Source organism: Paenibacillus sanfengchensis, assembly GCF_036864765.1.
Lineage (GTDB): Bacteria > Bacillota > Bacilli > Paenibacillales > Paenibacillaceae > Fontibacillus > Fontibacillus sanfengchensis.
In genome coordinates this window covers 383,177-401,832 of record NZ_JBAGJC010000003.1, presented here as the reverse complement: position 1 = coordinate 401,832, position 18,656 = coordinate 383,177, and the positions used below count along the sequence as shown (strand labels likewise).

Genomic DNA, 18,656 nt, shown 5'->3' with positions numbered 1-18,656 from the left:
CACAAGCTACCAGGACTTAAGTTCCGTACGCTTCCAGGTATCCTTGGCCACGCAAATGTAAATGTAGTTTTCATCCCAAACGACGTCTCCTTGATTTCCGGGGGAGTTTGCCGAAGCCGGCGTGCGCGATTCGCGAATCCGAATCGAATCACCGTTCACATCGAGCTTGCTCTCCGGATCGGACGTCCCGATTCCGACGTTGCCTTTCTCCCGGCTGACGGCGATGGCGCTGTCGATGGGCTGGCCTTGATCGTCATACCGGATCAGGTTGAAATCGGCTCCTTTATTTCCCGCCGTTTCTCCGTTATTCGTCCGGAGGGCCCAAAGCGGTGTGGTTGCGTTGTCTTTGCCGGTTTTGGCAAATTGGACGTCACGGGCGCCTTCTCCGGCGACTCTCATAATCCCGTCCATGACGTTGAAGTTGGAGGAATGCGTGCGGATTTCGGCTACGTCGGTATCGTAAGGGATTTCAAACCGGGTGAACAGTTCGCCTTTATTTTTCCCCGTGGGGGACATCGTCGTTTCTATGGAAATGTGTTTATGGTCGTGCTGTTCCGGATTGTTGGCTTTATCGTGGGACACGATGGCTGTCTTGTCATCCCCGTTTTGGTCGGCCCAGGAAATGGCCGGTTTGGCTCGGTCGGCGGTCCACTGCAGGCGGATCAAATCGGACAGATGACCTTCGTCGGCGACCCATTTTTGATTGGTCGACAGATGGATTCGTTCGTTCTCCGGAAAAGCGACTCCCCCGCCTGGCAACGAGGATTCCTTAACGGGAAGGGAAGAGGATGAGCTTCCGGACGTACCGGACATTTGGCAGCCACCTACGAAGACAAGGCTTGTCCCTAAGGCTGCTATAGAGGCGATTTTAGCTAACTTCATCATCGAGCTCCTTTATGACAAATTTGTAATAAATTCTTATATAAATGATTGTATTTTTTCATGGAAATGGCAATAGGTATTTCGGTTGGTTTGTTTGGGATCAAGCTCCAGTTCTGGAGCAAGTTTTGCCGGTATGGGAGTTTCGTATCATAAATTAAGAAAGGAATGAAGCAAAAATGGTTAATAATCTAAAGGAAAAGAGCTATACAAAATACGTCATTTTGTTGACTTTAAATCCCGGGAGAAGTTTGGATGAGTCCCTGGTCCGGGACCATGTCCATCATCTGCGGGAACTGGACCGTTTGGGGAAACTGGTCATGTGCGGACCGTTCGGGAATTATAAAGGCGGGATGGTGATTATTGAAGCGGAGGGAATGGAGGAGGCGATCCGGTGGGCGGAAAATGATCCGTTCGTAAAATCGGGAGCGGAGAACTATGAAATTCGGACTTGGGAAATTTCTTGCGAGGAGAACAATCACTTGGGAATGGGTTAAGGGAAACCGGAAAAGTCAAGTTGTGGACAACAATATCTCTAGCATACCGTCCTTGATTATGAAAATGGACTGAAAGCTTGCCGGCCAAAGACGGAGGCTTATTCGTGAAAACAACCGGTTTATTTTCAAAAAACTGTGGATAATGGGCATAACTTCGTGGATAATACAGGAAAACGATCAAAATCAGCTTAGAAATCAAGAAAAAACGACCTCAATGGTCGTTTTTTCTTGTGGGTATCCCTGTTGATTTTGTGGATAAAGTTGTGAATAAAGGGAGCCGGGCTATTTTGACTATTTTGCAAATTATTCTGCCGCCAGCGCCTCCCATTCTTCATAAGCGGCAGCCAGCTCCGACTTGAGCTTATCAATCGCGGCCTGGCGCTCCTGCAGCAGGGCATAATCCTGGTAGACCTCAGGCAGCATAAGTTCGGCTTCCAAATCGGCGATGTCCGATTCGAATTTGGAAATGTCTTCTTCCAACTGTTCCAACCTGCGGGCACGCGCCCGTTCCTGCCGTTTTGCCTGCTTTTCCGCCTCATAGGACATCGCGCCCGCTTTTTCCCCGGGGGGACTGGTTTGATTACGACTCTCTTTCCCGGAAGGGGCCAGGGTTTGCTCGGCAACCAACTCGCGCAGCTCCTGTTTTTTCTCCAAATAATCGTCATAATTACCCAGGAAATGTTCTATTCCGTCGGGATTCAGTTCCTCGATACGTTCGGCCATTTTATTCAGGAAGTAGCGGTCATGCGAGATGAACAGCAATGTGCCGTCATAATCCAGCAGAGCCGATTCCAGCACCTCTTTACTGAATAAATCCAAGTGGTTGGTCGGTTCGTCAAGGATCAGCACGTTGGCCTTCTGCAGCATCAGCTTGGCCAGGGAGACCCGCGCTTTTTCCCCGCCGCTTAATGCCGCGATTTTCTTAAGCACATCCTCGCCGCTGAACAAAAAATTGCCGAGCACGCTGCGTATCCGAACTTCCTCCAAATGGGGAAACGCGCTCCAGACTTCTTCCAGCACGGTGTTGCCCGGGTTTAAATGGCTTTGTTCCTGGTCATAATAACCAATCTTCACCTTCGTTCCCCAGGTCAACTTGCCCGAAGTAGGGGAAAGGTCTCCGGTGAGCATTTTCAACAGCGTCGATTTGCCGATCCCGTTCGGTCCGATCAAAGCCACGGTTTCCCCGCGTATTAAACTGAAGGAAACATTGCGGAATAACGGCTCGGCTCCGGGTTCAAAGGCGTACGAGAGACCGTCAACCTGAAGCACATCCTTACCGCTCATGATTTCCGCTTCAAAGGAGAAACTCGCTTTCTTCAAGTCGCCGGGCGGCCGGTCCATGACTTCCATTTTTTCAAGCGCCTTGCGGCGGCTTTGCGCCCGTTTCGTGGTTGAAGCCCGTACGATATTGCGCTGGATAAAAGCCTCCATCCGGGCGATTTCGTCCTGCTGCTTTTCGTAGAGCTTCATTTGGCTTTCGTATTCCGCCGCCTTCAATTCGATATAACGGCTGTAATTTCCGGTATATCTGCGGGACTGGTGCCGTTCGATCTCCACGATCACATTGGCGAGCCGGTCCAGAAAATAACGGTCATGGGATACGACGAGCAATGCGCCCGAATAGTTCCGCAGATAGTCCTCCAGCCAGGTCAGCGTCTGGATATCCAGATGGTTGGTAGGTTCGTCCAGCATGAGCAGATCCGGGGCCTGGAGCAGAATCCGGGCGAGCGCCAGCCTGGTTTTTTGCCCCCCGCTGAGCGTGGAGATCACGGTATCCGGCGAAAAGCCGCCGAAACCCATGCCGTGCAGCACGCTGCGGATGCGGGTCTCGATTTCATAACCGCCGTGGTCTTTGAACCAATCGGACTTGGCGGCGTACCGGCTGAGCAATTCTTTATAGGCTTTATCCTCATGATCCGCGGCAGGGTCCGCAATCTGGATTTCCATCTGCCGGAGCTCCTGCTCGGTTTCCGTCAAATCGGAAAAAACGGCGAGCATTTCCTCCCAGATAGTGCGGTCCGATTGCAAACCGCTGTTTTGGGCGAGGTATCCGACCCTCGTTTCCTTCGCTTTAAAAATTTGTCCGCCATCCGGAGTCAATTCACCCGCCAAAATTTGCAGCAAAGTGGATTTGCCGGCGCCGTTTACCCCGACGAGACCGATCCGGTCCCGTTCCAGAACCTGGAGGTTAATCCCGCCGAGGATGGTGGTTACTCCGTACAATTTCGTAATGTCCGTAGCTTGAAGCAGCATATCGTATTGATCCTCCTATATATCACACCCATCTGTATTCAGTGTACATGAAATGCGGGGTAAATGCACCGCTCATTCCCGGCGGAAAAGGGATGAAACCTGCCGGTTCAGTTTTCATTTTGCGTTAACAATGATACACTAAGGGAGGAGATGGCAGTTCCCGTATTTTGACGGGAGGGAGTTTACGGATGGACATCAAGGAACGCAAAAAAGAACTCAGAGCTCACATGGCTGGGGTACGGTCGAGTATTCCGGAGGCTGTGCGTCAAGCCGAGGCGCTGGCTGCCTGCCTGCGTGCGGAGCAGGAAGTGCTCGGTCCGCTGCGGGCCCGAAAGGGCGCCCCTCTTACGGTTTTCAGTTATTTGTCGTTCCGCGATGAACCGGACACAACTCCGCTATTGCGAAACTGCCGGGATCGGGGAGACCGGATCTTGGTTCCCCGTGTGTCCGGTGGCGGAGTGATGACGCTGCATAGGTTGAACGGGGCACAGGACTTGATCGAGGGGCTTTGGGGAATCCCGGAGCCGAATGAGAAAATTCCCATTTGGCCTGTCAGCCGCTACGGGGAATTGGACGTGATACTGGTCCCCGGGCTGGCCTTTGACCGCCTCGGCGGTCGGATCGGCTACGGCGGCGGGTACTATGACCGTTTCATGAGCGTCCTGGGAGAGACGAGTCATGCTGTGATGTCGTGCGGAAGCCGACGGGTTCTAAAGACAGCCCTCGCGTACCGGGAACTTATCGTGAAGGAGCCGCTTCCGATGGAAGAACATGATTTTAGACTGGACATGCTGTTTACGGCGTCCGGTACAATATATATAGAAGGAAAGTAGTGAGGAGAAGAATGGATTCGGCAGACGGTCAAGGGAAATTGACTCATTTTAACGAGCAGGGCAGAGCCCGTATGGTGGATGTCTCCGGCAAGGCGTCCACGGTCCGCGCAGCGGTTGCGGAAACGACGGTCCGCATGCTTCCTTCTACATTGCAAGCGATCAAGGAAGGCCGGATCGGGAAGGGGGATGTCCTTGCCGTAGCCCAAATCGCCGGAATTCAAGGGGCGAAGCGCACGTCAGACTGGATTCCGATGTGCCACCCGTTGCCGTTAACGGGGGTGAACCTCGTTTTTACCGATAACGGGAAGGACGAGCTGTACGTGGAAGCCACGGTGAAGACGGAGGGCAAAACCGGCGTGGAAATGGAGGCGCTCACGGCCGTTTCCGCCGCGGCGCTTACGGTTTACGATATGTGCAAAGCGCTGCAGAAGGATATCGTGATCGGCCCTACGCAGCTGCGCTCGAAGAGCGGCGGAAAAAGCGGGGATTATGTCAGAGAGGGTTAATATCATTTTTCGTTCCGAGATGGATGAGGAGGGTGACTCATGGTTTGGAAAACAGCGATCCTTACGGCAAGCGACAAAGGAGCCAGAGGCGAACGTGAAGACACGAGCGCCCAGGTAATTCGCGAGCTGGTGGAGGAAGAGCTTGGCGGAGAAATTGTGGAGTATCGAATCGTTCCCGATGAACCGGATGAAATTATCGCGGCCTTGATCGAAATGACCGATTATTTTCACGCCGATCTGGTTTTGACGACAGGCGGAACGGAACTGGCCATTCGAGATGTAACCCCTGAAGCGACGCGGAGGGTCATCGAGCGGGAGGTTCCGGGGATGGCTGAGGCGATGCGCTATACGGCGATGAAGAAAAACCGGGGAGCCATGCTCTTCCGGGGCATTGTCGGTATTCGCGGACGCACCTTGATCGTGAATCTGCCAGGCACTCCTAAAGGGGTGCACGAGAACTTGGCGGCGATTATGGACCAGCTTCCGGAAGCGCTGCTGATGGTTACCGGCCAATTTCGGCTGTAGACGTTGAGCCCCCAGGGAGGATGGGGAAATCCGTCAAAATTATGGACTAATTTTGTGATATAAGTTATGGTATATCTATAATGAAAGGGTTTGCGGAAGGAGAGTCAGGATGACAGGCGGGATTTTGTTAATCATCATTGCGGCTTTGCTGCTGTTTGGACCTAACAAATTGCCGGAGCTCGGACGCGCCGTTGGACGGACATTCCGTGAATTCAAGGAGGCGACCCGGGATATCGTCGATGACGAGCCCGAGCCGAGGAAAGCCGAGGCACCGGTGACTGCGGCGGTGCAGCCCGAGAAGGGCGACCCTCGTCGCCTGCCGGAGTGAGCCCAACTTGAGAGGAAAGCTCCCAGGAATCCTTCCCTGACCGGGAGGGATTTTGTTTGTAGATGTCGCATCGGATGGTAAGGAGGCAAAATTTTGGCTGAAGAGCAGGATAAGCAAAGTGTTGTCGCTCATTTGGCGGAACTGCGGCGGCGGTTGTTTTATGTCTTATTCGTTTTTGTGCTGGTTCTCGTGGCCGCTTTTTTTGTCGTGGACCCGATCTATCATTATATCACGGTCAATGCGCTATCCGGCGTCCGAATCGAGCTGAACGCCTTTTCATTTTGGGACGGCGTCGGCGTCTACATGAAAATCGCTATGGTGGTGGCGCTGGGGGTTACCCTGCCATTTACGCTGTACCAACTCTGGGCGTTCGTCAGTCCGGGGTTGAAGCCGGCGGAACGTAAGGCCACCTTAAAATACATCCCGTATGTATTCGTTTGTTTCCTGGCCGGCGTGGCCTTCGGCTATTATGTCGTCTTTCCGCTGGCGATGTCGTTTACGGGCTCGCTGAATAAGCAACTGGGGCTGATCGAGACCTACGGAATGGCGGACTATTTCAAGTTTTTGATGAATATTGTCCTGCCGATCTCCCTGTTGTTCGAACTGCCGCTGGTGATTCTGTTCCTGACCCAACTGCGGCTGCTCAATCCTGTCCGGCTGAAAAAAATGCGCCGCATGGCCTACTTTATTCTGGTGGTCATTTCGGTGATGATTACCCCGGCCGACTTTTTCTCCGCGTTCCTGGTACTCGTCCCGCTTATTCTTCTCTACGAGCTAAGCGTCGTGTTGTCCAAGCGGGTACATCGGAAGCAGCTTGCGGCGGATGCCGAGCGGGAACGGAGATATAAATAGGTTCTTGGAATCAAGAAAAACCCGGTTTCGGAGGAGTCTGTCTCGCGACCGGGTTTTATTTTGCGGCGGGACGGCGGGCGAATGTTAACGGAACTAATTAGCGGCTATAGCGTCCATTAAAAATACGCGGGTACTTTAGTGTCTATGCCCCTATCCCCGCAATGGAATATATTTATCCTCCGGAGGATAGAATGGTGAAGCGAGGCTGTCCAAGATTTTCATAAATTAAAGACAAAAATTGTATCAGGGACTTGAAATCTGCAAACAAGTTGAGTATCATAAAAGTGGTTATTAGCACTTGAGTATGTTGAGTGCTAATACATAGTTTACTTCAATCCATCAACACAACATATTTAAAGGAGGCTATTTTTTCATGATCAAACCTTTAGGTGAACGCGTATTGGTAGAACCGATCGAACAAGAAGAGACAACCGCTTTCGGAATCGTCCTTCCGGACACGGCGAAGGAGAAACCGCAGGAAGGCCGGGTAGTCGCTGTAGGCAGCGGCGCGCTGAAGGACGGTGTTCGTGTGCCTCTGGAAGTGAAGGAAGGCGATCGCGTATTATTTTCCAAGTATGCCGGAACAGAAGTGAAGTACGAAGGTAAAGAGTATTTGATTATGAAAGAGAGCGACATTCATGCCATCGTCGGTTAAGACGGTGCGTTATACATCCGAATTGCAGCTGTAACCATTTATAATTAACCAGGGAGGTAATTTACTAATGGCAAAAGAAATCAAATTCAGTGAAGACGCCCGCCGTTCGATGCTCCGCGGTGTTGACACTTTGGCTAACGCAGTAAAAGTTACGCTTGGACCGAAAGGACGCAACGTCGTTCTGGAGAAGAAATTCGGCAGCCCGCTCATCACGAATGACGGCGTAACGATCGCTAAGGAAATCGAGCTGGAAGACGCCTTTGAAAACATGGGCGCTCAACTCGTTAAAGAAGTAGCAACCAAGACGAATGACGTGGCCGGTGACGGTACGACGACGGCGACGGTTTTGGCTCAAGCACTGATCCGCGAAGGTTTGAAGAACGTAACGGCCGGCGCAAGCCCGATCGGATTGCGTAAAGGGATCGACAAAGCCGTTCGTACGGCGGTTGAAGAATTGAAGAAGATTTCCAAGACCATCGAAGGCAAGCAATCCATCGCTCAAGTTGCGGCGATTTCCGCAGCGGACGAAGAAGTGGGCGAACTGATTGCCGAAGCGATGGAAAAAGTGGGCAAAGACGGCGTTATCACCGTTGAAGAATCCCGCGGCTTCGCGACCGAACTGGAAGTCGTAGAAGGTATGCAATTTGACCGCGGCTACGTCTCCCCGTACATGATTACGGATACGGACAAAATGGAAGCCGTGCTTGATAACCCATATATCCTGATCACGGATAAGAAGATCAGCAGCACGCAAGAGATTTTGCCGATCCTTGAAAAAATCGTACAACAATCCAGACCGCTTCTGATCATCGCCGAAGATATCGAAGGCGAAGCTCAAGCGATGCTGATCGTGAACAAACTGCGCGGTACATTCAGCGCGGTAGCCGTTAAAGCTCCTGGCTTTGGCGACCGTCGTGAAGCGATGCTGCAAGATATCGCCGCTCTGACGGGCGGTCAAGTGATCACCGAGAAACTCGGCCTGGATCTGAAGAGCACTACGGTGGATCAATTGGGTAACGCTCGTCAAGTTATCGTTACCAAAGAAAACACTACTATCGTTGACGGCAGCGGCGACAAGAACGATATCACCGCTCGCGTTAACCAAATCCGTGCCCAACTGGAAGAAACCACTTCCGAGTTCGACAAAGAAAAACTGCAAGAGCGTTTGGCTAAACTGGCTGGCGGCGTAGCGGTCATCAAAGTCGGCGCGGCTACGGAAACCGAACTGAAAGAGCGCAAACTGCGCATCGAAGACGCCTTGAACGCAACCCGCGCTGCGGTTGAAGAGGGGATCGTTTCCGGCGGCGGCGTAGCGCTGGTGAACGTATACAACGCGGTAGCTAACATCAGCCTGTCCGGCGACGAAAAAACCGGTGCCGAAATCGTGCTCCGCGCTCTGGAAGAGCCGGTTCGTACAATCGCTGCCAACGCCGGCGAAGAAGGCTCGGTTATTGTTGACCGTCTGAAGAAAGAACAAGTAGGTATCGGCTACAACGCGGCTACCGGCGAATGGGTCAACATGTTTGACGCAGGGATCGTCGATCCGGCCAAAGTTACCCGTTCCGCATTGCAGCATGCCGCTTCCGTTGCAGGCCTCTTCCTGACCACCGAAGCTGTCATCGCCGACAAACCGGAACCGGAAAAACCGGCTATGCCTGACATGGGCGGTATGGGCGGTATGATGTAATAAAGGGTCCATAAAACCCTGTAATAGCGCATAACGAAAGGCTCCCGAGAGGGAGCCTTTTTCAATACCGAACGATGTTCCATCGGTTTTTTACTATCCTGAAATGCGCTTTCGTGATGGCTTGTCAATGCGGCCTATTTTTTTGCCTCCACGAGACCATATCACCACCGGAATTAGTAATAAGGATAAAATCCCCCCAGTCAATGATAACGTTAGGAAGCTTGAACCTGCCACAATCATTCCGGACAATGCCCCGCCGGCAGCTCCCGACAATGCAATCAAAACATCCACTGTACCTTGAGTTTTAGCACGTGTGGAGGTTTCAGTTGAATCAACGATAAGGGCAGTCCCGCTTATCAAACCAAAATTCCATCCTAATCCAAGTAAAGAAAGGGCAATTACTAGAAAAACCATAGAATCTCCTGGTGCGAATGCCGCCATTACACCTGCCAGAAGCAACGTAGTTCCAGAAGCAATAGCCATCGCAATACGCCCTAACTTATCAACAAGGACACCTGTAACCAGTGAGGGGAGATACATGGCGCCTATATGAAAACCAATAACAAGACCTACTGCACCCAAGCTATGTCCATGATGTCTCATATGAACCGGCGTCATTGTCATAATAGCCACCATTACAATTTGAGTAAGAATCATAATCGTTGCCCCAACGACTATGCCCCTTTTGTTTTCTGTATGCTCCGTTGCCACCGAACGTCCTTGATCACCGGGTTCTTGGTTGGTCGCTTCGATCATTCTGGCTATAACTAATGGATCGGGACGAAGCATTATAAAAAGGACAACACCTGCTAGGATATATGCTGCTGCTGCTAAAATGAATGGGCCGGCAAGTGACGGAACACCAATGGAAAGAGCAAAATTTCCCATAACATTCACTAAATTCGGACCTGCAACCGCACCGAATGTTGTAAAAACCATCGAAAAACTAACCGCAGTCGCTCGTTGTGTACTATTCGCTAAATCTGTACCTGCATAACGAACTTGTAAATTTGTTGCTGAACCTGCACCATAAACAAGTAGGGAGGTAAATAACAGAAACACACTGTTTATCATTGCTGCAATGATGATTCCTAGTGCGCCAAGTCCACCGATCATAAATCCCGCTGTCAGACCTGTACGACGACCATAACGTTGGGAAAGTCTCCCGACGAATAAAGCCGCTCCTGCTGAGCCTAAAGTAAGTAAAGCTGAAGGAAGACCGGCAAACGCATCAGTACCGAGCATTTGCTGCGCAAGAAGTGCCCCCACGGTAACTCCTGCTGCTAAGCCTGCACCACCAAAAATTTGTGAAATACTTATAACGAATAGTGTTCGCTTGTATAACTTTTTTTGATCTTCTGAAGAACGAATGTACCTTTTAAGCAAAGCTGTTTGGACGTCTGACACTTTTATTCTAACCCACCCTTTTAGCTCTCATCTTACGCTACACTATAAATTTTTACTTCGGGGTCAGCACTCCACAATGGCTTAAGCCCAACAACAACATCACTATTAAACATTTCACTTGTTAAATAAGCTTGTGCATTCTCAACACTATCGAATCCATGAAGCACCTGGACATCTTCGTTTCGAATTAGAAGTTCCTTAGAAATAGCGCCTTTTATTTGGGTCAGAAAAGGTTGGCGATAATCAGCGTATACCTTGGCCGCTGCCGGACGGTTTGCTTCATCAATCATCATTGTAATTTCTAAATATGCTTTGGTACTCATCTTATCAGCCTCCAAAATATATAAGTATGGATCAACACTCACATCATAACGCACAGAAAAAAACCATACAATAATATAATTGTATGGCGAACAATATTAAGTAAAACCGTTTAGCAAACGCCTAAGGATGATCAATCCTTGCTCAAGCTCTTCAAGCGTCTCGGGCGCACAGACAGAAACTCTTACTGCCCGCTCCGGATAACTGTTTCCAACTACAAAACGTTCAGCCGCATACACCTGTACCCCCTGTTGTGCAGCTAACGCTTCAAATTCAGCACCTGTAATCTTGCCTGGTAATAGCAGCCAACGGAAGATGCCTGTTTCAACACCTAAACACATATAGTCAGCCAAATATCGATTTACAACTTGGTTTCTGCGAATGGTTTGTTTCCGATGACCCTCAATTATGGCTTCAAATTGATTAGACACAATCATACGTGCCGCCAGTTCTGCGAGTAACGGGGAAACGGATACATTTAAATTATAAAGCGCCTTTGAAATGGGCTCCTTAAACTGATTCGGCACTGCTACATAGGCTAGTCGTAATCCCGGTGCCATTGATTTCGATAAACTCGCAATGTAGATGACCTGTTCCGGTGCGAATGATGCGATTGCTGGAAGTGGCTTTTTATTGAGGAGATGATACGACGCATCTTCAATAATGAACTGATTATACTTCTTGGCAATTGCTGCAATCGCTTTTCGATTCTCGACAGACATAAGGCAGGCTGTCGGATTATGATAATCCGGGATCAAGTACACCCCTTTAATATTGTCATTTTTACACGCATATTCTAAAGCTGCCGGACTCATTTCATAGTGCTCTGATTTTATGGGGACCACATGCACACTAAGCATCGCCGCAACAGTTTTTAATCCTGGGTAGGTATGATGATCGACACCAATGCGATCCCCAGGCTTACAAAGACTCGCCAGTATGGCAGCAATCGCATTTTGACCCCCATTGGCAAATAAAATGTGATCAACCGTTGTTTCAAACCCGCCTCTTCGGATCAGCTTTATAGCTGCGTCTTTTTGCCAAAGGCTTTCGCCTGCTCGACCGTAACCAAACCATTTTTCATAATCTGCCTCTTGCAGCATGCTTTTCAGTTGGAGTTGCAGTGGCTCGTAAGAAGCATTATCCGGTATTGTGGCTCCCATTTCAATTAAATGCTTCGGCTTTGTATCTTCAAGTAAATACGCATTCGACAACGCATCATACGATACAAATGTCCCGCTTCCGACAGATGCACTCAACAAGCCCTTTAACTCACACATTTTAAACGCTTTTGAAATGGTACTCAAATTCAAATCTAAATAATCGGCCAGTTCTCGCTGTGGTGGAAGTTTCGTACCGGGCAACAAAACTCCGTTTAAAATATCCTGTTGCAATTGAGCCGCGAGTGCTCGATAAATAGGTTTTTTGGTTTTATCAATCGATGGCTTCCAGCTCATCGGATAGTTTTCAAAAGAATTAATCGGCATGATACGCATCCTTTTCATATTGCTATACAAATTGAACAAGATATAGTTTAGTAATAAAGCTGCATCTTAAATTATAACCTTCGGGCCTTCTATACACCATCCTGTGTGTCCCGTGCTTGCCAAACGGGCGAGTGGGTTTCTTAACCTCACCTCTTTACAAAGCAATCGGATGTCCCTTATCATAGTTTACATAAAGTAATCATTTACTTAGTGTAAACTATATAAGGAGGTTCTTTATGTCCCGCTTTTCGGCCTCAAGCGGATATCCGCTTTTCATCTTGATGTTTAACTTATTCATCGCCCTGTTGGGGCAAGGGATGGTCATACCGATCCTTCCGGATTATCTGAAACAGTTTGACGCCGCAGGTACGGCAGCCGGCTATCTTGTCGCCGCTTTCGGGGCCGCCCAGTTTTTATTTTCCCCGATCGGGGGTCAGCTTTCCGACAAATTCGGCCGTAAAAAAATGATTATGTCCGGTCTGTTTTTGACCGTTCTCTCCGACTATATGTTCGCCGTATCACACAGCTTGTCATTTTTATATGCGGCCCGTTTTATCGGGGGAATCGGACTCGGTCTTATGGTACCTTCCGTTATGGCTTATGTAGCCGATCGGACAACTGCGGAGACGAGAGCCAAGGGGATGGGGTATTTGAGCGCTTCGATGAATCTCGGGATGGTCCTGGGACCGGGACTCGGGGGAATCATCGCGGAGTTCGGCATCCGGGTACCCTATTTTTTTGCCGCGGGGTTGGGACTTGCAGCGACGCTTCTCACATGGCTGCTCCCGGAAACCCAGACGCGGGAGATTAGAGCAGCCGAAAGATCACGTTCGCAGCGCGAACCGTTAAGACAGCAACTGCTGAACTCGTTCCGAACTCCTTATTTTCGATACCTGCTGCTCATTCTGGTCATGACCTTCGGGCTAGCCAATTATGAAACGGTTTACGCTTTGTTTGTAGAGCAAAAATATGCCTTCGACGCTCGGGAAATTTCCGTTATCATTACATTGGGAGCGATTGTTGGCGTGGTCGTACAGGTGTGGCTGCTCGACCGGATCGTTCGACGATTCGGCGAAATCCGGGTCATTCGCTGCTCTTTGATCCTGTCGGCTTGCGCCCTCTTGTTGATGTTGATTCGGGTCAATTTGGGCTACCTTTTGGCGGTGTCCGCCCTGTTTTTTGCCTTCAACGCCTTTCTCCGGCCGACGGTCAGCACGCTGATCGCCAACATGGCCGAAGGGCGGCAGGGGTATGCTTCCGGACTAAATACGACCTACACCAGCTTGGGAAACATTGTCGGCCCGATTTTTGCGGGGGCTCTGTTTGATATTCAACTCAATATGTCCTATATTATAGGGGCGTTCATTCTTCTGGGAGCCTTTGGTTTAACTATAGAAAGGAAAAAGCGAAATGAAGGACGAATCGTTAACGATGGCGGAGTCTTGGCACCGAAATCTGAAAAATAAGCACCGGGAGGCTATAATCGCGGCAGGGAAGAATCTTTTTATGAAAAAAAGCTTCCTTCACGTGAATATCAAAGAGGTGTGCGAATTGGCGGGCGTTAGCCGGGTCACCTTTTACAAACACTTCCTCTCCCTGGACGAATTGATTTTTGAGGTGCAAATGGACGTGCTGGAGAACATGACCGATTATTTGAACGGAATAGGAATCGAGGCCCGCGACGGGAAGGCGAGGCTACGGCTCATTCTCGAAGCTTGGATAGACTACGCCCGGCAGCATTCCGATTATCTGAAATACATCCTGCTATTCGATCTCTACTACGAGGCCTATGATTCGGATCACGAACTGAAACGCCGCTATGAACAATTTATCCTTACAAAAAAAGAGCGGCATTTCCTCACCGAGACCCTCGAAGCGGGGATCAGGGATGGCTCGTTGAAACCAGAACTCCCTCCCTTAGAAACGGGACAGTTTATATTTACGGCGATGATGGGGCTCCTCCAGAAAATTAGCCTCGTTCCGGCAACGGTTACAGAGGAGGAGAAAGATGACCCGATTCCACAGCGTTTCGTGGATATGATTCTGCAGTATTTGGCCGACGACCCTTCGCAATAATTAGAGAGAATAGGGCGACTCTAGTGATTCTATGGCTTACATAAATAAGAGACAGCAGCCAAGCCAAGGCCTACGCCGATTAGTCATTTTAAAGCGATCCATTGAAAAACCGACCTTCCGGTTCGCCGGAAAGGCCGGTTTTTTCTTTAATCGTACCAAGTGCAATTGCTCGATTTAACGATTTTGGCCATAGAAAATCAAGCGGCAACCTGCCTGCGCAGTTCCAAAATAAAGGTGCTGCCCGCCTGCGAGCTGCTGTCCAGCCTGAGTTCGCCGCCTTGGGCGCGGGCCAGCAGACGGCTGTAGGTCAAGCCGAGACCCAGGCCGCGCACCTTGCGCTTCTTGGCCTCACCACGGTAGAAGCGTTCAAAGATATGCGGCTGTTCGTCCTCCGCAATGCCGCTTCCGTTGTCACTCACCGCGATATCGATATATCCCTCATGGGAGATGAGCGAGATACGGATCAGGAGCGGTCGCTTGTCGGATGCCGCCTGCAGCGCATTATTCAGCAGATTCACCACGATTTGCTGAATCCGCAAGGCGTCCCCGCCCGTGAGCAGCTCCTCCTCCGGAGCCTCCACGGTGATGATGATGTTCTCGTTCTCATGGAACAAATTCCACTGGTAGGCGATTTCCTCAACGAGTACTTTCACATCCAGCGAATCGTTCCGTACCTCCAGACTGCCTGAAGACAGGGCATTATAATTAAGCAGGTCGGCCACCATCACTTCCATGCGCTCCGATTCCTTCAGTGCGATATCGAGGAACTCTTCAGCCTCCTCCGGATTGACCACCCCTTCACGCACCGCCAAAAGCAGGCCTTTAATCGAGGTAACGGGGGTTTTCAGCTCGTGGGACACTCCGGCTAGCGACAAGGCCCGCCATTCTTCCAACTGCTTAAGGCGGTGGGCCATGTCTTTGAAGGAGCCAACCAGATCCTGAAGCTCCCGTTCCGGGGTGGCGATATCCAGATCGACATCATAGGACCCCGCCGCAATCTGCCTGGCGCTCCGCGCCACGCGGCGAATCGGATGGGACAGCTTGCGGGATAAAGAATAGATCGTAATCCAGCCGCATAAGATGAGCGTTAAAAGCAATACGGCGACTAAGATAATTTCATTCGGACTATAGGTCAGCGAGCGTTTGGATTGTAGCAGGGTGACCTGACCTTGCTGCTGTTTCCCGTTCATAATCGGCGTCGTGACGGCCAAAAACCGATCATCACGGGCCTGCGACAGATCGTCGGTAAGTTTGTGTTTGAGCTGTTGACCGCTGATTTTGGGTTTGGAAAATACGAGTTCTCCTTTTTTATCGGTAATAATCAGGCAGAGCTCATCCTTGTCCAGATTGAAATAGACAAACCGGCTCTTCAGCAGTTGCTCAAAATTCGGCGGAATGACGAGTTCGTCCGTGGAAGAGGTAACCCGTTCCGAAATTTCCTGCCCGAGCAGGCCCGTCGTCTTCAGGCGGTTGTCCATGGCCGTTTCCCGAATCCAGTACACGGCAGCGAGCGCGATAATCGCCAGTCCAAGGCATAGAATGACGAAATACCGGACCGTCCAATACCACAACATGGAGGTTTGTTTGCGTTTCACTCCTTGATCCATAACTGATACCCCATTCCCCGCAGCGTACGGATTTCCCCTTCTTCCAGCGACCAATGCGACAGCGCCTGACGCAGACGTTTAATGGACAGGTCGACCGCCCGGTCGCTGCCGTCATAATCGATTCCCCAAACCTGTTCGATGAGCTGTTCACGCGTAAAAGTCCGGTTGGGCCATCCCGCCAAAAACAGCAGCAGCGCCAGTTCACGGGGATTCAAAGCAACCTCGGCACCGTTGACCAATACCTGCTTGGCGGCGAGATCGATCAGCAGGTTCCCGTAAATCCGTTTGCTGCTGCCGTCATGCCAGTGGGGAGGCCTGCGGAGCACGGCGTTGATGCGGGCGATGACTTCGTCGGGAACGAAGGGTTTGATCATATAGTCGTCAGCCCCGCCGTTCAGCCCCGCCAGCCTGTCGGAGATCCCGTCGCGGGCCGTCAACATGATGACCGGGCAGGCGCTCGTTTTGCGGATTTCCCCCAGCAAGTCCATCCCGTCCCCATCCGGGAGCATCAGGTCAAGCAGAACAAGATCCGGGGACTCGCTCTCAAATTGTATGATCGCATCCCGGCCGTTTGCCGCCCGGATCGGACGGTGTCCGGCTTTTTTGATATAAGCGGCGAGAACGCGGGAAATGGCTTCCTCGTCCTCGATAATTAATATCGTTTTCACGAAGTTCTCCTCTTTCGGCAGATCGCTTTTTCTAAATCTTTATCATATCCGCGGCACAGCTGCAAGCCTTTCCCCCGCCTTAGAGTAAAAAATAGAAAGTTTTTCAGAAAAAGAGACTTTGACATCATCTCGACATATTCGAATGATAGATTAACTGTAAATGAGATAGGAGGTAACCCGAGAAATGAACAAAAAAACTAGAAACTGGATGATAACGGGAGCGGCCGTGGTCCTGCTGGCCGGCGCCGGCGGTTATGCATTTATGGATAATTACCTGGGAAATCGTGTGGAGATCACTGAGGCTATTCCGGCAAGCGCCGCGGCGGCAAATGGGGGGAGTGCTGTTCAAGCCATTGTAAACGGCGAGCAGTTAAACGGCGACTGGAAAATTGCCGAGCCTTCCAAAGTTTATTTCTCCGTAACCACCTCAAGGGAAACCGTCAACTTTGAGAACGCGGCGGTTAGCGGCAACTGGACCATTCAATTGGATCAACGCGAAAAGATGAAGGCCGAGGGAATCGTGGAGATGAGCAAAGTCAGCTCGGGGAACGCCCAGCGGGACGGGCATATTCAGAATGAGGAGTTTTTTAACGTGCCTGAGCATCCGCAGGCCAAATTTGTCGCTTCCTCTTTTGAAGGGCTGCCTGCGGAATGGAAGGAAGGAACGGTTTACGACTTCAATATGCCGGGGGTTTTGACCGTAAAAGGGGTCGATAAGGAGGTTACCTTTAAGGCACAGGCGCTCTATCAGGACAAACAGGTGAGACTGTCGGGCGTCACGACCGTGACTTTTGCCGACTTCGGCATGAAGAATCCACACTCCGTCGTCCTGGAAACGGAGAACGACATTTCGGTTCGTCTCGAACTGGTGCTCGAACGCTAAGGGAATCAATCATACGGTGATAAAATAAGGCAGGGATGAATCCGAGGAGGTTCATCCCTGTTTTTTTTCAAAATGCGGAATTAAATGAGAGCAATAGCCAAGAGCGTAAACAGGCTGAGCGTGAGGATATCGTTTCCGTACCAGCCGGCTCCTCCATAAGGCCCGGGACCGAACCCCGGGTAAAAAGCGGACGTTTGAACAGGCCCCCCGCGTTCGGGACGTATATAGACATTTTGGGGATCCACATCGACGATCGTTCCTACAACATGTCGTCTGTCTGTCGTCAGAATCCGCACCTTGCGGTTTTTCAAGCGCAAACAGTTATAATAGGCTTCCACTTGGGCATTCCTCCTCCTTTTTTATAAACTATGTGCGGTTTGATCGTATGGACACGGCGTTTGCCGGAAGGGGAAATGGGTTCAAAGGGGAAAATGTGCTCTTATATCAAATTTTATTGATTCGGGTATCGGTTTATGGGTTTTTTTAGAGATTTTTTCGACAAAAACGGGTATGGAAATAATGAGGCGTTCAGGAGAGAGGACGACAACAGGGAGGAGATATCATGGCAAAATTGGTGGCCGCGATTACACACACAAGGCAGGATGCGGCAATGGTGATCGAGGAGTTGAAACGGGCCGGCATCAAAAAAGGACGGATTTCCGTAGCGGCAAGAACGGAAGAGGAACTGGGTATCATCAGCAGGGATACCGGATTACCCAAGCCCAAACGAGGGGATGGAAATCACGCGCTGTTTCATCCGCTGCTTGAAGTTGCCGCCATATTGGAAGAGAAGCCGGTCAACGTGGCCGTGATCGGGCCAGCCTCCTATTTGCTCGCCGGAGCGGAGATCGGACAGGGAAGCGATGACTTTGTCGTCGGATTGAGGGGAGCGGGAATTCCTTTGGAGGATGCGCGGGAAATGGAGCGCAGTCTGTTAAAAGGCGGGTTTGTCTTGTTTATAGAATGTGAAGAAGGGCAGAGCGAGTTTATCGAGCGGCTTCTGGCCGAAAGGGACGAACTTGTGCTTTTTCCGGCCGAGGCTTTAAATTAAATTAATCTGATTTTCAGGTTTCCGTAAGGTTTGTTTAAGGAAGGGTTGTTATATTAATTGTACTCCCTCTTTTTAATTGATATAGATGAAACAAAGAAACCATCCCAGCCAGAGGGATGGTTTCTTCTTGTTATTGTAATC

The 18,656-nt window shown here is 50.5% G+C and carries 20 protein-coding genes; 12 read left to right on the top strand and 8 right to left on the bottom strand.

Annotated elements, in window-relative coordinates; all coding sequences use genetic code 11:
• Nucleotides 1–6: 6 nt before the first annotated feature.
• Nucleotides 7–813, bottom strand: coding sequence for a hypothetical protein (locus tag V4U84_RS08080; RefSeq protein ID WP_334073632.1), 807 nt, complete (start codon nt 811–813; stop codon nt 7–9).
• A gap of 245 nt (nt 814–1,058) precedes the next feature.
• On the opposite strand from V4U84_RS08080, the gene V4U84_RS08075 reads away from it, so the two are divergent.
• Entirely contained in the window at nt 1,059–1,376 is a 318-nt protein-coding gene (locus tag V4U84_RS08075; RefSeq protein WP_334073633.1) for a YciI family protein, read from the top strand.
• 303 nt (nt 1,377–1,679) lie between these two features.
• Here the strand turns inward: V4U84_RS08075 and V4U84_RS08070 are convergent, their stop codons facing one another.
• Nucleotides 1,680–3,629 carry an ABC-F family ATP-binding cassette domain-containing protein gene (locus V4U84_RS08070; RefSeq protein WP_334073634.1) on the bottom strand — a complete coding sequence of 650 codons (1,950 nt, stop codon included), beginning with the start codon at nt 3,627–3,629 and terminating at the stop codon, nt 1,680–1,682.
• Between the two features lie 188 nt (nt 3,630–3,817).
• Here V4U84_RS08070 and V4U84_RS08065 point away from each other — a divergent pair, with 188 nt between their 5' ends.
• From V4U84_RS08065 to groL, 7 genes are all read left to right on the top strand, one after another.
• A complete protein-coding gene (locus V4U84_RS08065; protein WP_334073635.1) occupies nt 3,818–4,462 on the top strand; it encodes a 5-formyltetrahydrofolate cyclo-ligase in 645 nt (214 codons plus the stop codon).
• An 11-nt stretch (nt 4,463–4,473) separates the two neighbouring features.
• Entirely contained in the window at nt 4,474–4,968 is a 495-nt protein-coding gene (gene moaC / locus V4U84_RS08060; RefSeq protein ID WP_334073966.1) for a cyclic pyranopterin monophosphate synthase MoaC, read from the top strand.
• A 39-nt stretch (nt 4,969–5,007) separates the two neighbouring features.
• On the top strand, nt 5,008–5,493 hold the full coding sequence (locus tag V4U84_RS08055; RefSeq protein WP_334073636.1) for a MogA/MoaB family molybdenum cofactor biosynthesis protein: 486 nt from the start codon (nt 5,008–5,010) through the stop codon (nt 5,491–5,493).
• Between the two features lie 109 nt (nt 5,494–5,602).
• On the top strand, nt 5,603–5,821 hold the full coding sequence (gene tatA / locus V4U84_RS08050) for a twin-arginine translocase TatA/TatE family subunit (protein ID WP_334073637.1): 219 nt from the start codon (nt 5,603–5,605) through the stop codon (nt 5,819–5,821).
• A 93-nt stretch (nt 5,822–5,914) separates the two neighbouring features.
• The gene (gene tatC, locus V4U84_RS08045; RefSeq protein WP_334073638.1) at nt 5,915–6,673 is read left to right on the top strand and encodes a twin-arginine translocase subunit TatC; all 759 of its coding nucleotides are present in this window, start codon (nt 5,915–5,917) and stop codon (nt 6,671–6,673) included.
• A gap of 373 nt (nt 6,674–7,046) precedes the next feature.
• Entirely contained in the window at nt 7,047–7,328 is a 282-nt protein-coding gene (gene groES / locus V4U84_RS08040; RefSeq protein WP_148450824.1) for a co-chaperone GroES, read from the top strand.
• A 67-nt stretch (nt 7,329–7,395) separates the two neighbouring features.
• Complete coding sequence (groL, locus tag V4U84_RS08035) at nt 7,396–9,015, top strand: chaperonin GroEL (RefSeq protein WP_334073639.1); 1,620 nt, start codon at nt 7,396–7,398, stop codon at nt 9,013–9,015.
• A 93-nt stretch (nt 9,016–9,108) separates the two neighbouring features.
• Here groL and V4U84_RS08030 read toward each other — a convergent pair whose 3' ends face one another.
• From V4U84_RS08030 to V4U84_RS08020, 3 genes are all read right to left on the bottom strand, one after another.
• Nucleotides 9,109–10,428: an MFS transporter gene (locus V4U84_RS08030; RefSeq protein ID WP_334073967.1), complete on the bottom strand. Its 1,320-nt coding sequence runs from the start codon at nt 10,426–10,428 to the stop codon at nt 9,109–9,111.
• Nucleotides 10,429–10,454: 26 nt separating this feature from the next.
• The gene (locus V4U84_RS08025; RefSeq protein WP_334073640.1) at nt 10,455–10,745 is read right to left on the bottom strand and encodes a hypothetical protein; all 291 of its coding nucleotides are present in this window, start codon (nt 10,743–10,745) and stop codon (nt 10,455–10,457) included.
• A gap of 96 nt (nt 10,746–10,841) precedes the next feature.
• Nucleotides 10,842–12,230: an aminotransferase-like domain-containing protein gene (locus V4U84_RS08020; RefSeq protein ID WP_334073641.1), complete on the bottom strand. Its 1,389-nt coding sequence runs from the start codon at nt 12,228–12,230 to the stop codon at nt 10,842–10,844.
• A 236-nt stretch (nt 12,231–12,466) separates the two neighbouring features.
• Here V4U84_RS08020 and V4U84_RS08015 point away from each other — a divergent pair, with 236 nt between their 5' ends.
• Both V4U84_RS08015 and V4U84_RS08010 read left to right on the top strand, forming a co-directional pair.
• On the top strand, nt 12,467–13,696 hold the full coding sequence (locus V4U84_RS08015; protein ID WP_334077023.1) for an MFS transporter: 1,230 nt from the start codon (nt 12,467–12,469) through the stop codon (nt 13,694–13,696).
• Nucleotides 13,641–14,306, top strand: a complete 666-nt coding sequence (locus V4U84_RS08010; protein ID WP_334077022.1) for a TetR/AcrR family transcriptional regulator — start codon at nt 13,641–13,643, stop codon at nt 14,304–14,306. The genes V4U84_RS08015 and V4U84_RS08010 overlap by 56 nt, the downstream gene beginning before the upstream one ends.
• Before the next feature lie 197 nt (nt 14,307–14,503).
• On the opposite strand, the gene V4U84_RS08005 is transcribed toward V4U84_RS08010, so the two are convergent.
• Together V4U84_RS08005 and V4U84_RS08000 are read right to left on the bottom strand one after the other, a co-directional pair.
• Nucleotides 14,504–15,913 (bottom strand): sensor histidine kinase, encoded by a 1,410-nt coding sequence (locus V4U84_RS08005; RefSeq protein WP_334073643.1) that lies wholly within the window; start codon nt 15,911–15,913, stop codon nt 14,504–14,506.
• On the bottom strand, nt 15,898–16,581 hold the full coding sequence (locus V4U84_RS08000) for a response regulator transcription factor (RefSeq protein WP_334073644.1): 684 nt from the start codon (nt 16,579–16,581) through the stop codon (nt 15,898–15,900). The genes V4U84_RS08005 and V4U84_RS08000 overlap by 16 nt, the downstream gene beginning before the upstream one ends.
• Nucleotides 16,582–16,765: 184 nt before the next feature.
• Between V4U84_RS08000 and V4U84_RS07995 the strand changes: the two genes are divergently transcribed.
• Entirely contained in the window at nt 16,766–17,464 is a 699-nt protein-coding gene (locus V4U84_RS07995) for a YceI family protein (protein ID WP_334077021.1), read from the top strand.
• A gap of 80 nt (nt 17,465–17,544) precedes the next feature.
• Here the strand turns inward: V4U84_RS07995 and V4U84_RS07990 are convergent, their stop codons facing one another.
• Nucleotides 17,545–17,802 carry a hypothetical protein gene (locus V4U84_RS07990; RefSeq protein WP_334073646.1) on the bottom strand — a complete coding sequence of 86 codons (258 nt, stop codon included), beginning with the start codon at nt 17,800–17,802 and terminating at the stop codon, nt 17,545–17,547.
• A gap of 224 nt (nt 17,803–18,026) precedes the next feature.
• Between V4U84_RS07990 and V4U84_RS07985 the strand changes: the two genes are divergently transcribed.
• The gene (locus tag V4U84_RS07985) at nt 18,027–18,515 is read left to right on the top strand and encodes a hypothetical protein (protein WP_334073647.1); all 489 of its coding nucleotides are present in this window, start codon (nt 18,027–18,029) and stop codon (nt 18,513–18,515) included.
• Nucleotides 18,516–18,656: the final 141 nt, after the last annotated feature.

Excerpts from the sequence above, each read along its gene's own strand:
- V4U84_RS08080 (WP_334073632.1), bottom strand. The coding sequence starts at position 813 with ATGTCCGGTACGTCCGGAAGCTCATCCTCTTCCCTTCCCGTTAAGGAA.
- V4U84_RS08075 (WP_334073633.1), top strand. The coding sequence starts at position 1,059 with ATGGTTAATAATCTAAAGGAAAAGAGCTATACAAAATACGTCATTTTG.
- V4U84_RS08070 (WP_334073634.1), bottom strand. The coding sequence starts at position 3,629 with ATGCTGCTTCAAGCTACGGACATTACGAAATTGTACGGAGTAACCACC.
- V4U84_RS08065 (WP_334073635.1), top strand. The coding sequence starts at position 3,818 with ATGGACATCAAGGAACGCAAAAAAGAACTCAGAGCTCACATGGCTGGG.
- moaC (WP_334073966.1), top strand. The coding sequence starts at position 4,474 with ATGGATTCGGCAGACGGTCAAGGGAAATTGACTCATTTTAACGAGCAG.
- V4U84_RS08055 (WP_334073636.1), top strand. The coding sequence starts at position 5,008 with ATGGTTTGGAAAACAGCGATCCTTACGGCAAGCGACAAAGGAGCCAGA.
- tatA (WP_334073637.1), top strand. The coding sequence starts at position 5,603 with ATGACAGGCGGGATTTTGTTAATCATCATTGCGGCTTTGCTGCTGTTT.
- groES (WP_148450824.1), top strand. The coding sequence starts at position 7,047 with ATGATCAAACCTTTAGGTGAACGCGTATTGGTAGAACCGATCGAACAA.
- groL (WP_334073639.1), top strand. The coding sequence starts at position 7,396 with ATGGCAAAAGAAATCAAATTCAGTGAAGACGCCCGCCGTTCGATGCTC.
- V4U84_RS08025 (WP_334073640.1), bottom strand. The coding sequence starts at position 10,745 with ATGAGTACCAAAGCATATTTAGAAATTACAATGATGATTGATGAAGCA.
- V4U84_RS08020 (WP_334073641.1), bottom strand. The coding sequence starts at position 12,230 with ATGCCGATTAATTCTTTTGAAAACTATCCGATGAGCTGGAAGCCATCG.
- V4U84_RS08015 (WP_334077023.1), top strand. The coding sequence starts at position 12,467 with ATGTCCCGCTTTTCGGCCTCAAGCGGATATCCGCTTTTCATCTTGATG.
- V4U84_RS08010 (WP_334077022.1), top strand. The coding sequence starts at position 13,641 with ATGAAGGACGAATCGTTAACGATGGCGGAGTCTTGGCACCGAAATCTG.
- V4U84_RS08005 (WP_334073643.1), bottom strand. The coding sequence starts at position 15,913 with ATGGATCAAGGAGTGAAACGCAAACAAACCTCCATGTTGTGGTATTGG.
- V4U84_RS07995 (WP_334077021.1), top strand. The coding sequence starts at position 16,766 with ATGAACAAAAAAACTAGAAACTGGATGATAACGGGAGCGGCCGTGGTC.
- V4U84_RS07985 (WP_334073647.1), top strand. The coding sequence starts at position 18,027 with ATGGCAAAATTGGTGGCCGCGATTACACACACAAGGCAGGATGCGGCA.